Source organism: Neobacillus sp. B4I6 (assembly GCF_050434045.1).
In the GTDB taxonomy this organism is placed as follows: domain Bacteria; phylum Bacillota; class Bacilli; order Bacillales; family Cytobacillaceae; genus Neobacillus.
This window is the reverse complement of record NZ_JBNPWB010000002.1, coordinates 5,973,470-5,990,146: the sequence shown is the minus strand read 5'-3', so window position 1 is coordinate 5,990,146 and position 16,677 is coordinate 5,973,470. Positions and strand designations below refer to the sequence as shown.

11 protein-coding genes are annotated in these 16,677 nt (G+C 40.7%); 3 read left to right on the top strand and 8 right to left on the bottom strand.

Annotated elements, in window-relative coordinates; genetic code table 11:
- Window positions 1-52: 52 nt before the first annotated feature.
- The 8 genes from QF028_RS31690 to QF028_RS31655 form a co-directional block, all read right to left on the bottom strand.
- Window positions 53-1,210 (bottom strand): ABC transporter permease, encoded by a 1,158-nt coding sequence (locus QF028_RS31690; RefSeq protein WP_429472638.1) that lies wholly within the window; start codon window positions 1,208-1,210, stop codon window positions 53-55.
- Window positions 1,197-1,907 carry an ABC transporter ATP-binding protein gene (locus tag QF028_RS31685; protein ID WP_251033367.1) on the bottom strand — a complete coding sequence of 237 codons (711 nt, stop codon included), beginning with the start codon at window positions 1,905-1,907 and terminating at the stop codon, window positions 1,197-1,199. Before QF028_RS31685 ends, QF028_RS31690 begins: the two co-directional genes overlap by 14 nt.
- Complete coding sequence (locus tag QF028_RS31680) at window positions 1,907-2,878, bottom strand: efflux RND transporter periplasmic adaptor subunit (protein ID WP_429471670.1); 972 nt, start codon at window positions 2,876-2,878, stop codon at window positions 1,907-1,909. The genes QF028_RS31685 and QF028_RS31680 overlap by 1 nt, the downstream gene beginning before the upstream one ends.
- A gap of 469 nt (window positions 2,879-3,347) precedes the next feature.
- Entirely contained in the window at window positions 3,348-5,504 is a 2,157-nt protein-coding gene (locus QF028_RS31675) for an alkaline phosphatase PhoX (protein ID WP_429471668.1), read from the bottom strand.
- A gap of 148 nt (window positions 5,505-5,652) precedes the next feature.
- Window positions 5,653-6,582 carry a phosphate ABC transporter substrate-binding protein gene (locus QF028_RS31670; protein WP_429471666.1) on the bottom strand — a complete coding sequence of 310 codons (930 nt, stop codon included), beginning with the start codon at window positions 6,580-6,582 and terminating at the stop codon, window positions 5,653-5,655.
- Window positions 6,583-6,800: 218 nt separating this feature from the next.
- A complete protein-coding gene (locus tag QF028_RS31665) occupies window positions 6,801-9,923 on the bottom strand; it encodes an efflux RND transporter permease subunit (RefSeq protein ID WP_429471664.1) in 3,123 nt (1,040 codons plus the stop codon).
- Between the two features lie 168 nt (window positions 9,924-10,091).
- Entirely contained in the window at window positions 10,092-12,449 is a 2,358-nt protein-coding gene (locus QF028_RS31660; RefSeq protein ID WP_429471662.1) for a bifunctional YncE family protein/alkaline phosphatase family protein, read from the bottom strand.
- Between the two features lie 322 nt (window positions 12,450-12,771).
- Window positions 12,772-12,939 (bottom strand): hypothetical protein, encoded by a 168-nt coding sequence (locus QF028_RS31655; RefSeq protein WP_214998612.1) that lies wholly within the window; start codon window positions 12,937-12,939, stop codon window positions 12,772-12,774.
- A gap of 305 nt (window positions 12,940-13,244) precedes the next feature.
- Here QF028_RS31655 and QF028_RS31650 point away from each other — a divergent pair, with 305 nt between their 5' ends.
- The 3 genes from QF028_RS31650 to QF028_RS31640 all read left to right on the top strand — a co-directional run bounded on the left by QF028_RS31650 (window position 13,245) and on the right by QF028_RS31640 (window position 16,662).
- Window positions 13,245-13,748 (top strand): Lrp/AsnC family transcriptional regulator, encoded by a 504-nt coding sequence (locus QF028_RS31650; RefSeq protein ID WP_214998610.1) that lies wholly within the window; start codon window positions 13,245-13,247, stop codon window positions 13,746-13,748.
- Window positions 13,745-14,959: an aminotransferase gene (locus QF028_RS31645; RefSeq protein ID WP_429471659.1), complete on the top strand. Its 1,215-nt coding sequence runs from the start codon at window positions 13,745-13,747 to the stop codon at window positions 14,957-14,959. Before QF028_RS31650 ends, QF028_RS31645 begins: the two co-directional genes overlap by 4 nt.
- 194 nt (window positions 14,960-15,153) lie before the next feature.
- Window positions 15,154-16,662, top strand: a complete 1,509-nt coding sequence (locus tag QF028_RS31640) for a diguanylate cyclase domain-containing protein (RefSeq protein WP_429471658.1) — start codon at window positions 15,154-15,156, stop codon at window positions 16,660-16,662.
- Window positions 16,663-16,677: the final 15 nt, after the last annotated feature.

Below are 16,677 nucleotides of genomic sequence, written 5' to 3'. Positions count from 1 at the left end.
TTGCGGATCAAAATTTCGCCATCGCCAATGAGAGATGAAATCCTTATCGTCCTTATTGGTAGCGAAGTGCTTGAATCGGATTTAGTTTGGATGCCTTGTTGGCAGGGAATACGCCGAAGACGACCCCGACCACAAGCGAGAATAAGAACGATGATAGAATCACGGTTGGGGAGTAAGCGATGCTTAAACTCATCAGTGATGAGACAACCTTTCCTAATCCTAATCCGAATAATATTCCAATCAATCCACCCATTGAGCTTAAGACGCCCGCCTCAATTAAGAATTGCAGGAGCACATCACGTCTTTTCGCGCCAATCGCTTTTCTTATTCCAATCTCCTTCGTCCGTTCTGACACGGACACAAGCATAATATTCATGATACCGATCCCGCCGACAATCAAGGATATACTTGCAATTCCTCCAAGCATCATCGTCATCGTGTCGGATACCGAACTCATCGTGTCCATCACATCCTGCTGATTCGTTACGCCATAATAGTCACTTTTGCCGGGATACATACTGGCAAGCGACAATTTAACCTCATTCATGACGAAATCCATTTGATCCTCGCTTTTCCCTTGCAAATAAACGGTGCTTATTGTCGTACTGCCAACTAAACGCTGACCCGTGCTCAATGGGACGATGACCACATTATCCCCGCTCTGCCCGAGTGAACTCCCTTTCGAAGCTAATACCCCGACAACTTTGAACGAGGTGCCTGACACCTGAATATATTGGCCGATTGGATTCTCTGTGCCAAAAAACGTCGCAGCGGTATCCGAGCCAAGAACAACAATTTTTTGGCGGTATTCTACGTCCAGATCGGTAATAAAGCGACCTTGACTAACCTTCGCATCACGTACCGTTGAATAAGCGGCGTTTGTTCCTGTTAAGGTGATCTGTGAGGAGGTCCGCTCCTTCTTCACATAAACACGCCCCGAAACAACCGGTGCAACAGCTTTGACTCCATCAATATCACTTAACTCATTAATTTTATCCTCGGTTAATTCAATATCGGTACTATAGGTATTAACGGTCAAAAGGTTCGTTCCCAATTGATTGATTTGACTTGTGACGTTTTTCGCTGACCCTTGCGCAATCGACACCAGCACAATGACAGACGAGACCCCAATAATAATGCCGAGCATCGTCAAAACAGCCCGGAGTTTATTGCTTCGAATACTCCGAAGGGCCATCTTAATAGATTGCATGATTCCCAAGTAGTACACCCCCATTCTCAAAGAGCTGGCCGTCTTGAATACTAACCATTCTTCTTGCTTGTTTCGCAATCTCTAGATCATGTGTGATTAAAATAATCGTATGTCCTAATTCATTCAATTCCTTCATTAAAAAAAGAATCTCCTTGCTCGTTTTACTATCCAGTGCTCCTGTTGGTTCATCGGCGAGGAGAATCGCCGGCTGCCCAACAAGCGCTCTCGCAATCGCAACCCTTTGCTGCTGGCCTCCGGAAAGTTGAGTTGGAAGATGTCCGGCACGATCCTTCAAGCCCACCTTATCCAATCCTTCTAAAGCGCGCTCGCGCCTTTCTCGTGTCGATACACCGGCATATAACAATGGCAATTCTACATTTTCGAGTGCTGTGAGCTTACTTAATAAGTTAAAGTTTTGAAAAATAAACCCAATCTTACCATTACGAATCGTTGCCAAGCTGTTATCGTCCATTTTTCCAATATCTTTGCCATCTAGGTGATAGGTACCCTTATTGGGTCGGTCAAGGCAGCCAAGCATATTCATTAATGTCGATTTTCCCGATCCCGATGGGCCAATAATCGCTAGAAACTCGCCCTTTTGAATTTCTAATGACACATCATTGAGGGCATGGACCGTTTCACCACCAAGTTTATAGGACTTCATCATATTTTTTATCTCAATAATTGGAGTCCTCATTAATTGCCACCCTTTCCGCTCGAGCTAGTTTGTCCCTGTCCACCACCGCTTGGAGGCATTCCACCGCCAGTCATTGCTCCCATGCCGCCCATGCTGCCTTGCATTCTACCGCTTTGATTGTTAGAAGAACTACTAGTTGCAAGAGCAGGTAATTGAATCGTTTCGCCTGCCGATACCCCCTCTGTTAGTTCCACATAGTCATCAGTAGCCATCCCTGTTTTAACAGTCTTTTGCTGGCTTGCGGAGCTGGCATCTGCAGAAGTGGCAGTCACAATCACATATTTCTCATTATTGCTTGTATACACACCATCAACTGGAACGTAAAGAGCATTTTCCTTACTCTCGGTGAGGATACTTGCTTCTGTACTCATCCCCACCTTTAAATTTTTAGGTTGATCGATATGAATGGTGACATCAAAAGTGGATGTTCCGTTTGCAGAGGTTCCTTCTGCGGCAATATCCGTTACCTTTCCTGTAAAGGTGGTGTCAGGATAGGCACTCACGGTTATGCTAACGGTTTGTTTCTTTTTAATCTTAGTAATGTCTAGTTCATCCACTTGAACCACTGTTTGTAAATTCTCGTAATCGGTGAGATGAGCGATAACCTGTCCATTGGTAACCCGTTCACCATCTGTAACAGAAATGGTTGTAATCTTACCATCGGCTGGGGCCGTAATCGGGTCACTATCATCTGTGAAGGTGATTAACTCATCTCCCTCACTTACGGTGTCCCCTGCAGAAACTAACACTTCATCAATTTCATCATTATCGACCGTCGATTTAATGTCTTCACTAGTCACTGGTGCAACGGTGCCAGATCCACTAATCTTCACTTCGAGTTTGCCTTGTTGAACAACGGCGGTTCGAGTTTGAGCCGTTGTCTCCGTGCTGACTGTTTTCGATTTATAGTATTGAAACCCGACAAAGCCAATCACCAAAACGCTTATGAGAATCCAAATCAACTTTTTCATTCCTATATACTCCTTTTGCTCCCTGCTGCATTACGCCCTCCGACACCAGGGAAGTTTTTATTTGATGAGCCTATTATCATGTCGGTTCCTTAACTTATCCTTAACAAAGAAAAGCGCAAGCGGTCCGTTTAACGGCGTATAGACTGGAGCGCTCCGACTAAGATAAAGGAAACACGGTGAGCATAGCGAACCGATGTTGACTTATCGAAGGGAGGAGAGCGAAGTCTACTAGCCGTTGGGCCGTTTGCGCTAGACAGTTATCTAAGTATAGAGTTTTGCCTTATTTAATTAGGGTGTCAGGCACCATGTGAAAATTTCACATGGTGCCTGACACCCAGCTAAGAGATGCACAATATTTAAAATTGAAAAAACCTTAATTCCTTGTAATTAATGGAATTAAGGCTTTTTCATGTGATTATTCTTAGGCCAATCTAGATAAGGTAACAAGTGTTTGTTTGAGTAATTGTTCCTAATTTACTTTGATGGAGACAGAATTGCTTTTATTACCAGCCTTATCTTTAGAAAAAATTGTCAAGGTAGTACGTTTTTTCTGAGCTTTAATTTTGACTTTGTAATTTCCCTTTGCATCAACAACTGCGTTGCTTACATATGTTTTTCCGTTATAAACATAGATAGTCGAGCCAATTTCAGCTTTTCCTGTAACAATAGTAGACTTAGAGGTTACTTTATTTACTGAAGGTTTAGCAGGAGCTGTGAAATCTGGCATATTTGTAAAGGATGGAAGGCCAGAGATATAGCCAACACCGCCTGTCTTATCAATACCGATTCCTTTTTCCATTGCTTTCTTTAACTCTTCTTTATTAACAGCAGTAATAGCTTTTCCGTCTAATTCATCGCCTGGATGTTGGAAATTACTCATAATATAAGAGAAACCATTACGATCATCGGCAGCGAACAATCCAGTGGATTCCGCCCCTGCTGGGTTCGATAAAATACGTGTTAACTCTTTCGTATCGACATTATAAGCCCATACATAGTTATTCGTATGCTTACTGCTATCTTCGCCAATAAATAAGGTTTTCATTTCTTCAGAGTAGCTTAAGTTATCAGGACTTGCTACTTTATCTACATTCGCTGTATTACCGAAAGCATCAGCCATTGCAAGGTCTTCACCTGCAAGTAAACCTGACATCTTTGTAGCCACATACTTACTAAGAATGCTGCGGTCGCTGTTATCTTTTTGACCACTCATTAAATCTAATTGATAGGTTGCGCCGGACTTAATTTTAGGTAATTGCATATCATCAGCAGGATCTTTTCCTGTGCTGTCTTTTTCCATGCTGCCGCTTTGGTCGGAAATAGCGATATACACCTTGTTATCTTTGGCGTTATATGTGACACCTTCCATTTTGTTGAATTCAGTAGTGGCACCAATGTAAGCTGCATAACGGCGTGATTCAAGAAATGCTGCCGCTTTTTCCATACCAGGCTTAAGTTTTACATATTCTGTTTGACCATAGGAATATTGTTTAATCGCTTTAAAACCTGGTTGCGCTGTATCAGACGTTTCAAAGATGTCACTGAATTTAATATCGTTGTCAATGATCGCTTGTATTTCCTTATCATTGGCATGTCCTAGCTTAACCCATTCTAAATTTCCTGAACCGCCATTTTCAGTCCCAGTTTGGACGAATTTAGCTGCGTATAATGTACCAGCTGATAAATCTTTCGCTTTATCGGCTACATACATGAACATACCAGTATTTGCACCGTCATCACCAAAGTAAGCTGTACGATTGTCAGGCATCATTTTCATTAATTCATGAGAGAAGCGGCCAAGACTGTAATGTTTTTCTACTTTTACTTTACCGTTTTTCTTTACTTGGATTTCTGGAACGTAGCCATAGAAATATGGATTTGCTTTTAATTTATCCCCGAAATAAAGCTGTGAAAAGCTTTCAACGGAAGTTCTTGCCGATGACTTCACGTCAAATTCGTATTTGCGCGCGTCTGGCTCATACTCTTCCGATCCTAAATGTGTATTCCATGGTGAAAGCGATCCATTACAAGGAATCCAAAGTCCATTAACCTCTGAAAAATCAATTTTCTTAACCTCTTTAGCTTTCAATTCACCAGTCTTCTTATTTTGGTCTAAAGTGGTTAAGGACATGGAAGCAGGAACAATTCCATAAGCAGAATTACCAGCTGCATCTAATGTTTGATATTCATAATGTGTAACCATGTAAAGCTTTCCTTTAATCGGATTTAATAAGCTGTTTGAATCAGGTGCATCCGAAACAAATGGAGTTGGTTTTCCAGGAACACTAGTATCCATGATTGGATCCCCATAATAATCAATCGGTGTACCGGCAGGAATCAATTCACCTTTATTAACAGCGATTTTATCTTCTGATTTAAAAAGTCTTTTATATGATAGAGGGAACGTTTTTACTTTTCCATTGCTGTATTTTACATCAACGGAGGCGCTTGTATATGTATCTACCATTTGATCGATAGTAGTTGGGGCAGGCATTCCATTAAATTTAACAGAGTCAACCTTGATTTGGCTATTACCTGCAGCAAATGCTGGTGTGACGGCAGGAATGGTTAACGCAATTGTTAGAGCGACAGCAGCACCTTTTGTTACCATGCTATTCTTATTCATTGGGATCCTCCTATATGAAAGTTTTCTATCATCTACTAAACATTTAATGACAGAGCTAATTTTTAAGGTTCCTAAAAAAATAAAAGTAGAAAGGAATGGTTACATACCTATCTACTTTTATATCAATCTTGTCCATTATAGAAAGATCTTAAAGATTTTTTTGATTACCTTTTGCGTCACGTTCGACTGTCATTTCTGTTACAGGCAGGTAGCCTTGTTCTTTTAATAAATTGTTTTGAACATCATCACTCATCATATAATCGAAGAATGCTTTAGAAAGCTCATCTGGCTCACCTTTAGTATATGAATGTTGATAAGCCCAAACTGGGAATTGACCAGATTGTACATTTTCTGCAGTTGGTTCAACACCATCGATGGCAAGAGGTGTAACAGATTCGTCAGTAAAGTATGAGAATGCTAGGTAACCAATGGCACCGTCTGTTTCGTTAATAATCTTTTTAACTGTGTTTGAAGAATCTTCGGTAATTCCTTCAGCGGGTGTGGCACCATCAAGGGCAAACTTATTGAATACAGCACGTGTACCTGAAGAGTCAGGACGGTTGACAAGAACAATCTTTTGATCTGCTCCGCCAAGTTCTTTCCAGTTTGTGATTTTTCCAGTGAAAACTTTAATTAAATCAGCTTTTTTAATATCTTTAATCCCTACTTTAGGGTTAACAGCAGCAGTCATACCTACTACAGCTACTTTGTGGTCAACAAGTTGATCAGCTGGGATACCTTCTTTTTCTTCAGCAAAAACGTCGGAGTTACCAATTTGAACGGATCCTTCAGCAACTTGTGATAAGCCTGTACCAGATCCACCAGCATTTACTTGAATATCAACTTTAGGATTATTAGCCATAAATTCTTCAGCTGCCGCTGCCACTAAAGGCTGCATTGCCGAGGAGCCGGAAATACTTAATGAGCCAGAAAGTTCTTTCGTTTCTTCAGTCTTTGCCGTTTCTTTCTTCGCAGTTCCTTCTGTCTTTTCTGTAGAAGTTGCGCCTCCACATGCAGCCATGAAAACCATTAACGCAGCTAGCAATGTAAGCAGGCTTAATTTTTTCAAACTTTTCATATCTTTAAATCCCCCTAAATTTTTGTTGTTGTTTACGTGTTTTAGATTAATCCTTTTTTGTTAACTGAGTATTAATGGTTTGTATAGTTTTGTAAAGAAATGATGAATTTTGTAAATTTAAAATAGTTTGTGTCATTTTCTATCTTAAAATCTACCTATCTCCATTTAATAAAAATATCACCGGCCTTCTAGGCAGGTGATATTTGCTTTCTAGTATTTTAAGCTGATAACGGGTGCTGCTTAGTCTTTATTTTTCTGACTTTTCCACTCAGCCAATCGTACATAATCGGGATTACCACGAGACTAATCAGTGTCGAGCTAATCATGCCGCCCACGACGACAACCCCAAGCGTTTTTGAAATAATCGTATTCCCGTTACCTGAGAAAGCTAAGGGAAGCAAGGTTAAGATGGTAGTTCCCGCAGTCATTAACACAGGTCGAACCCTTGAAGAGGTTCCTAACAAAATTGCCTGCTTGGCGTCCATCCCATCAGAAAGGTTACGTTCAATTTTATCGACAAGCACAATTCCGTTGGTGACGACAATGCCTGTGAGCATCAATATTCCAATCAATGCGGCGAGATTCCACTCCATTCCGAAGACTGCCATGCTCCATACCGATCCGATTAACGCCAGTGGAATGCATAGGATGACTGAAACCGGTGCATACCAGCCACGAAAAACACTACTCACAATCATCAGTACTAGCAAAAGAGACAGAGCAAGAGCAAGGCTCATTTCAATCACCATTTGCTTGACTTGCTGAGAGATCCCTCCAAGCGAATAGTCAATGCCTGAAGGCAGGTCCAAACCTTTCATTGTTTCATTAACTTGTTTTGTAACCTTTCCAATGTCGCGTGTAATAATATTGCCCGTCACGGCAGCAAATGGACGACCATCCTGCTCACTGATCACCGTTTGGGTACTTGTCTCCAAGGTCGTAATCTCCGCTAATGACACCTTTGAACCGTCCTTGGCAGTAAACATTTCATGGCCAATTTTTGATAGAATCGTTTTTTCAGGATCCGAGTCACCAGCTGCAACTAGACTTTCCTGATTGTCTAACCGAAGGGCAATTGGGGTAGTCAGGTCACCGGAGGAAACATCCATCCTAACGTCTTTAGGTAAATAGCGATCAATCCGATTAAGAACTTCATCGACATTTATACCCAAGCGTTGAATTTCCTCCTGCTTAAGTGAAAGATAATGTTTCATTGCTGCATCGGCATCATTTGCCGCTCCTTCTATACTTAAACCAGGGATCATCTGCAGTTTACTTCTTACCATAATGCTAGCTTTGGCAAGGTTTTGCTGGTCAGCCCCGGTTAAAATCACCTTTAAGCGGGAATCATCTCCAGAAATATTTTGATTAGAAACGGTATAGACGGCAGCTGTGGATAATCTGCCAAATTGCTGGCGCATTTTTTTTACAAATGAATCGATGTCGCTTTTATCTTTGATTCCAACTGAAATATTGGCGATATTCTGCTTTTGCATCCAACCGCCGCCTTCATCAAAGACATCATCAAACATCGGTGTAAATGTCGAACCGAGAGTCGAAGTGTAGGTATCTACCTCAGGATCATTTTTTAAGATGGTTTCGATATTTTTTACTTCCGCATCCACATCAGATAGCTGCACACCTTCAGGGAGCTCGACCTGGATGGCTATATCCTTTGAATTTCCTCTTGGAAAAAAGTTAACCGGCAGAAATACGGCTTCTGCTATCGTGATGGCAAAAAGCACCACAGCAAGTCCCACTATCACTTTTTTCTTCAGAAATGCCCAATGAAGTAGGTTTTGCGCCCTTGTCTCCATTTCAACTGACTTATTCATTGGCCATTTTTTCCATAATAGGTGAGCCAAGGCTGGTACGACAATAATAGAAACGGCAAGAGATGTCACAAGGGCGATGACAACCGACCAGGCAAATCCTGAAAAAGCCGAACTAATCATCCCGCCGATAATACTTATTGGTAGAAACACAGCAACGGTGGTTGCAGTGGAGGCAAAAATCGCTGGAATCATTTCCACTACCCCGCTAGCCAAATCGCGAACTGTGATCTGTCCGTTGTATTTTTCCATTTGTTTTCTGTACATATTATCGATGACAACGATCGAATCATCCACCACCCGGCCCATCGCTACAATTAATCCAGAAATCGTTAAGATATTCAAACTGACATCCATCGCTTTTAAGATCGCTGTTGCACCAAGAAGGCAGATTGGCAAGGATAAGGCAATAATAAATGTGGAACGGACATTCCTGAAAAATAAAAATACACAGATGATCGAGAACAAAATCCCCAATAACCCCTCTTTGATCAGACCCTTTAAAGCAGCGTTTATGTCTTTCCCCTGGTCCAAAAGAATAGAAAGATCGACTGCTCCTGACTTGATTTCTGGTATTTCTTTAATCCTTTCATCGATCCTTTCAGTCACATCGGTAATGTTTGAAGAAGGTGTTTTTAAAACATCGAGTAGAACACTCGGCTGCCCAGCTGTTCTAGAAATCGTCTGTAGGTCAACAATACTGCTCTCAATGTCTGCTACTTCCTGTAAACTTACTGTTTTCCCGCCGCTTACAGGAATCTTTACACTTTTTAAGTCTGCACTATTAAGAGTCCAATCGGTCACACGAATCGGAATGGATATTTGTCCATCCGGTCCGCCTTTTTCTTTGATGGTTCCCTGCGGCAATACTGGATGAATGGCAGCTAGAGCCTCTTGAATGCCTTTTATGGTTAACCCATATTTTTGGAGGGCATCTGCTTTCAATGTCAACAAGTATCCGGAATTCCCTGCCCCGGTGACACGGACTTCTCTGACTCCCGGAACACTCTTGATTTCATTTGCCACTTTATCTTGAATAGATGTACGTAATTGATTTTCATCAATTTTTCCGGCATCACTTGTTAAACTTACTCGCATGACTGGAAAAGAGTTCGTACTGACCCGTGTAATCAATGGCGTTTTCACACCGTCCGGCAAATTAATTTTATCAACGGCCGCCCTCACTTCAGTTTCCGCCTTTTCCATATCGGTGTGGCCTGGAAAATAGAGGCTCGCCATTAAACCGCCATCAAATGAGTTTGTTTCCAGATAATCAAGCTTATCAACAGATCCGACTGCTTCCTCAACCTTTGCGGTAAGGAGTTGTTTGACCTGATCAGATTGATATTGATCAGCTTGAATCGTTACCATTAGGGCAGTGTTGTTGATTGGAGGTAAGTAATCCCGCTGCATCTGCACGGCAGACATGGCACCCCAGGCGATAATCAGAACCACACATGTCAGGATCAATACGGACCGTTTCATCGATCCTTCAATAAATCGAATCATTTATTAAAACCATCCTTTTAAAATAGTAATTTTTATAATTACAAAAATAAAAGGATGACCCATGGTGCCTGGTCTCACTGACAGAATACTGTATTAAAAGTGGCGAATTTACAGCATTTTATGAATGGTGCCTGACACCCTGCTTTAGGGTCACCCTCCTTACATTATTTAATTATTCTTTTTTTCGCCTGGATAAGGTTTATCACCTTTTGTAGCTTTCCAGAGAATCTTGTTCAATTTTTCCGAATCGGCATGGTCAACTCCTGAGAAATCTAGTTTTTTAGATTCTTGAGCCATTGGAGCCGTTTCTCCATTTTTACGATCAAGTGGATAAGTTGGTTCTTCCACCTTAAATGGAGAAAAGTTAGGTTTCTGGGTGAACGAATTGACCATTGGCACCGCTGATGCATCAAACTGTGTCATAGGTTTCATACCTAAAATCATTTCCATCGTGCGAAGCATCGATGTTGTATCATACATGGTGCTGTCTACTCTGCCTGTTTGAGTGTAAGGGCTGATCACAAGTGATGTAGTCCGGTGAGCGTCCACTGAATCCCAACCATTCTGTGCATCATCTTCGGTAACAAAAATAGCAGTATCCTTCCAATAAGAAGAGTTACTAACCATATCGACAAGTTGACCAAGCGCATAATCGTTTTGTGCCACCATGGCTTGTGGTGTTAGTTCTCCTGGTTTTGTTCCAAGTGTATGGTCGTTAGGCAGGCGAACGATTTGTAGCTGCGGAAGATTGCCGTTCTCTTCGTATTGCTTAAATTCTTCAGACCACGCCTCCAAGCGGGTAAGATCCGAAATTTTAAGATTATAGGAAGGGTAGTCAGGGTCAAAATTATTGCCCATGCTAGCTTCAGCTGCTACATATTTCCCTGTATTTTTGTCATAATTGACGAATTCACCATAGCTTCTGAATGAGACACCCGAGCGACTTGCATTCGTCCATAAGAATCCCGCTTTTGGATAGGCCGCTTCATTGCCTCCTTCAAAGTCATAGCCGCGGTTACGACCTGAATAGTTTGCAAGCCAGTTTTTCTCTACATAGTCGTTGGACTGTGCAGCGGTAGACCAGTTATGTCCCTGAGCACTGATTTCAGCATTCGCATAAAAATTGTCTAATAAAACGAATTGATCGGCCAGCTTATGAATATTCGGTGTAATATCTTTACCAAAGATGGTTAAGCTCGGGTCGCCATTTCCTTTTTCCATATCACCAAATACTTGGTCATACGTACGATTTTCCTTGATTACATAAATGACATGCTTAATCGGTGATTCTTGTCCTTCAAAGCGCGGGATTGGGAATTTTTCACTTCCACTGAATCCTGTTGGTTTATATACTTCATTATTCTTTTCTACTTGTTTCGTATATTTCTTCAGCTGTTTATCATCCGGAACATCGATAAAAGACATGGTTCCTTTCATCATATTACCGATGTACTGGCCTTCTCGGTTGGAACCAGCACCAAGGCCCTTGGCATTCAAAACCATCAATTTGTCATCATGGAAATAGATACCACTTGGATACCAGGCAGTTGGAATTAACCCCTTCACTTCTCCTTTTTGCAGGTCAATGACCGCTACGTCGTTATTTCCACCGTTGGTAACGTATAAAGTTTTGCTATCCTCGCTTAATGTTAGAGCATTAGGCTGGCTTCCCGCAGGAGCATTTTTATATGGGCTAAGCGAAATGGTTTTGATTTCTTTTTGTTGTTTCGTGTCGATGATTGAAACGGAATCGCTGTCGGAATTGGATACATAGATCATGCCGTTCGCTGCATTTTCAATAATCGCATTCGGATGCAGCCCTACTGGAATGGTGCTTTTGATCGTCAGCGTTTCTGGATCGACCACACTAATGCTGCTTTCACCCCAGTTGCTGACATAAAGGGATTTCCCATCATTGCTCATTACAGCTGCATACGGATGTTTCCCAACAGCGGTTGTCTTTACGATTTGATTTGTGGCAAGGTCTATTTTTGAAACGGAATGATTTAAATTATTCGCAACAAAGAGCGACTTTCCATCCCTTGAAACGGAAATTCCAGCAGGATAAAAGTTTGTTTTGCTGCTATCTTTAAGCATAATTGGAGATTGTTCAGTTAACGTTCCATTTTCAAATCCATAGACACGGATCTTGTTATTCCCTCCTGCTGAGGCATAGACGGTTTTTCCATCGCTGCTAAATGCAACCCCAAAATAGAGGGATTCAGGAGATTTGTATGGAATGGTCTGTACGACCTTCTGGGTGTTAACGTCAACCACTTGAAGAGATTGTTCCCCTTGTCCATCGTTGGAAACAATAAGATAACGGTGATCTTGGCTTAATACACCACCCATTGGGAAATCACCAAGCGTTACTTGGCTACCAGAAGGAGTAACGGGCCACCCATGAGAGGTAACTGCCGTTCCATCTGCCTTAGGTCCAACAAATTGTGTGTAACCTGCATAGGCTGACGTTGAACCAAGAAGCAAAGTAGCCAGCGATGCTGCCAGTATCTTTTTGCGTTTCATAAAAACATCTCCTTATTAATATGTAGTCCTTACACGCTCCATCCTACTCCCACTTTGTAAAATAGAAGTTAAGTAGAGTTAAAGAAATATAAAGAAAAATAGGAAAATTTTAGGGTTGTTTTCTCGTTTAGTAGTTTTAACTCAGTCGACATCTGTCTATATGCCCAGAAAAAACAAGTAAAAAAACAAGGTGCCTAAAAGTTTAGGTCACCCTGTTAGCTGCTCTTTTTAATCCAGTAGAAATTTCGTTTTTACATACGAGTTTCCCAGTTAGAGCATGATTTATTGTAATCTCTGATTGGTTACTTTTTTATTATTTCCCTTATTTTCCTGACTCTTGATCAGTTCCGCTGTCTGGGGAACCAGTATCGCCTGAATCTTGATTTTGCTCTGTATCCGCATCTGTCTTTGTATTGCTACAACCTGAGGCAACTCCTACCAACATGAAAGACGCCATTAACACTAACATCCAATTTTTTAGATCCTTCATTTTTTCTTCCTCCTTGATTGTTTCAAATTTTAGTACAATCTCATGATATAAAAATCTGTGAGAAAAAGAAGAAGAATCACTCATTCTTTACAATCATCAACTAATTATTTATAATTTTCACAATAATTTAACAAAACGTTGAAATAGACTAGTCCATTTCAACCTTTCTTTTTTTATCTTAATCCATTGGTCCCATAATTCTAAAATGATTTTAATAAAATTGAATAATCACTCCACTTTCATTTGAGTTAAAAAGCTTCCTCCTATAAAATCAATAATATGAAATATAAATCAGGAGGCACCCGATGAAATTAAGTAATGAAGAACTCGAAATTTTAAGACTCATCGAAGAAAATCACAAAATCTCAGAAGAAACAATCGCCTTAATGGTGATGAGCAGCGAAGAAACCGTAAGAAACACCATTAAAAAATTAGAAGAAGAAAAAGTAATTGTCAGTTACCCGGCCTTAATCGATTGGAGCAAAGTCGAGGGGCAGGAGAATATCATTGCGATGATCGATGTTAAAGTAACACCGAAGCGCGGAGTTGGATTCGATGAGGTCGCCGAAAGAATTTATCGTTTTCCAGAGGTAACATCTCTTTACCTCATGAGTGGTGCCTACGATTTATCGATCACCATTGAAGGTCAAACCATGAATCAAATCGCGTCCTTTGTATCGGAAAAACTATCAACGATTGATAATGTCATTTCAACCACAACCCATTTCATGTTAAAAAAATACAAACATGATGGGGTGATTTTTGGCGGCGGCGATGAGAAAGACAGGAGAATGGTGATTACACCATGAGAAAAGATTACTCCCACTATATATCTGAAACTGCTAGAGAATTACAGCCATCTGGGATCAGAAAATTCTTCGATTTAGCTGCCGGTATGAAAGATGTGATTTCTTTAGGCGTTGGCGAACCAGACTTCATTACGCCTTGGAACATTAGAGAGGCCGCCATTTTATCGCTGGAACAAGGCAATACCGCCTATACCGCGAATCCTGGCTTATTAGAATTACGGCAGGAGATCTCTAATTATCTTGGAACAAGATTTGCAGTCAATTATGATCCAACAAACCAAATTATCGTCACTGTCGGAGCAAGCCAGGCAATCGACCTAGCCTTTCGCGCCATTCTAAACCAGGGTGATGAAGTACTGATTGTTGAACCAGCGTTTGTTTCTTATGCTCCCTTGGTTTCGATTGCCGGCGGGACACCAATCGCCATTTCTACCTCGCCTTCGAATGGTTTTAAATTAACACCCGAGCAGTTAGAAGGGGCAATTACAGAAAAAACGAAAGCCATTTTGTTTTGCTCGCCCAACAATCCAACGGGCAGTACCCTAAACAAAGAAGAATTGAAAGAAATTGCCGCAATTGTTGAAAAACATGATTTAATTGTTATTTCCGACGAGATCTATGCAGAATTAACCTATGAAGAAACGTATGCAAGCTTCGCAACGATTGAAGGCATGTACGAACGGACGATTTTAATCAACGGATTCTCAAAAGGCTTTGCGATGACTGGCTGGAGATTAGGCATGCTCGCAGCCCCTAAGGAATTTGTGGAGGTCATGTTGAAAATTTTTCAATATACGACGATGTGTGCACCGACCATGCTCCAATACGGCGCTATTGAAGCACTAAGGAATACTTTTCATGAAGTAGAAGCGATGAAACGAAGCTATCGAATGAGACGGAACTTTGTCGTGCATACCTTGAATAAAATCGGCTTGGACTGTCACACACCTGGGGGAGCCTTTTATGTCTTTCCTTCGATCAAAGCAACTGGCCTCAGTTCCGAACAATTCGCCGAAGAACTACTGATGAAGGAAAAAGTCGCAGTCGTGCCCGGCAATGTGTTTGGAGAAAGTGGAGAAGGTTATATTCGCTGCTCCTACGCAGCCTCCATGCCACAGCTGCAAGAAGCCCTGAAAAGAATCCAGAGATTTATCGAGTCAAAGGGCATCTACGGCGAAAAACGAACAGAAGAAATAAAAATAAACCAATAAATCACAAACCTTAAAAGCCCAATTGCTGTATCGATCACATACAAGCAATTGGGCTTTTTTCATGTTTTAGGTGGTGCCTGACACCAATATTTTATAGGCATATTTTGTTAGTGCCTGACACCGCTTTTTTTATGACAGACCTTCCAATCTATGCTAAAATACTCGAGGTAATGGTAAAAAAAGGGGTGAACTATTTGTGGTCCTTTTCAATCAATCTTTTTAATAGAAAGAAAAAGAATTCTCCTCCGAATCAAGAGTATATTCATAGTAACTACGATGTATTATTTGAGCGAATTAAGCTCGTTTCTTATATGTTAATCTCTACTTATCCTTGTTTTTTCATCGTTGACTTTTTCCTGTTTAATAAACTGAGCAGCCCTACATTTAAATTCAATCTTTCTGCCATTCACATCATTGGTCTTATCATCTCCCTTATGTTTCTACTCATTTATCATTTTTATAAAAATATTTCGAAGGGGTTCGTTGTTACTAGTTATATCCTTTTCTATTTATTAATCGGGGCAGCCTCTTCTATTAATAGTCAATTATTTACTGGAAATATATACTCCTATATCATTATTTTATTAGGAGTTGCCGTCTTCTTCCCAGTACAGCCAAGAAACGTATTGATCCTGTTTTTGGGTATACATATATTTTTCATTACAGGTTTATATCTTATCGAACATGAGCACTTCTCATTTTTATCAAAGTTGATTAATTCAACCGGTACCGTCATCATTTCTTTCATGATTGCCCTATCATTCTATTCATTTCGTAAAAATGATTTTTCAAACAAAATGAAACTAGAAAGAAATGAGGAAAATTTCAGGCGTCTATTCAACCTAAATCCGAACCCGATCATCCTTAAAAAGCTTCAGAATGATGAAATTTTGCTGATGAATAAACATGCCATTGAATACTACCAACTCCAAGGTAACGATATGACTCAAATAGACGGGAAATTCTTGTTTCAAAACATCGGAGAAAAACTCGACATCCTAAAGCGTCTGGAAGAGCAAAAAAGTATAAAAAACTTTTGCGTGGAGCAACAAATCACTCCTGATATCCGGAAATGGGTCATGTTGAGTTTAGAATTGATCGATTACTTGGATGAAGCTTGTATCCTGATCGGCGTCACTGACATCACCGACCTGAAAAAAAATGAGGAAGAACTTTTTAAACACGCTTCATATGACATGCTTACTGGAGTGCTAAATCGAAGAAGTGGGATGGAATTGCTTAGCAAGCAGATGAGCGGCGAGGCAGAATCTCAAGAATTCATTATCTGCTATATTGATATTAACGATTTGAAAATAACCAATGATCTTTTCGGTCACTCAACAGGTGATGACTTAATTAAGACCTGCTGCGACACGATTAATCAGCATATTACGAATGTGGATGTCTTATTCCGCCTAGGAGGGGATGAATTTATTATTGTCTTCTTCCAAAAGCAGATGAAGGACGCCCGGCAGCTGGTGAAAAACATTAAGCGTGGGTTCGATGATATTAATGTTACCAATCAGAAGCCTTATTCAATTTCTGCTTGTTACGGTTTTTATCACTATAAACCTGGAACCGAAATAACACTTGAAAAAATTCTCGAAATGGCCGACCAGGAGATGTACAAAGAAAAGTTCGTTCACAAAAATAAATTCACGAGTCCAGCCCCTACCCCTGACTTGGAAAAGACATTTATTTGAGCTTACCAAATTTTT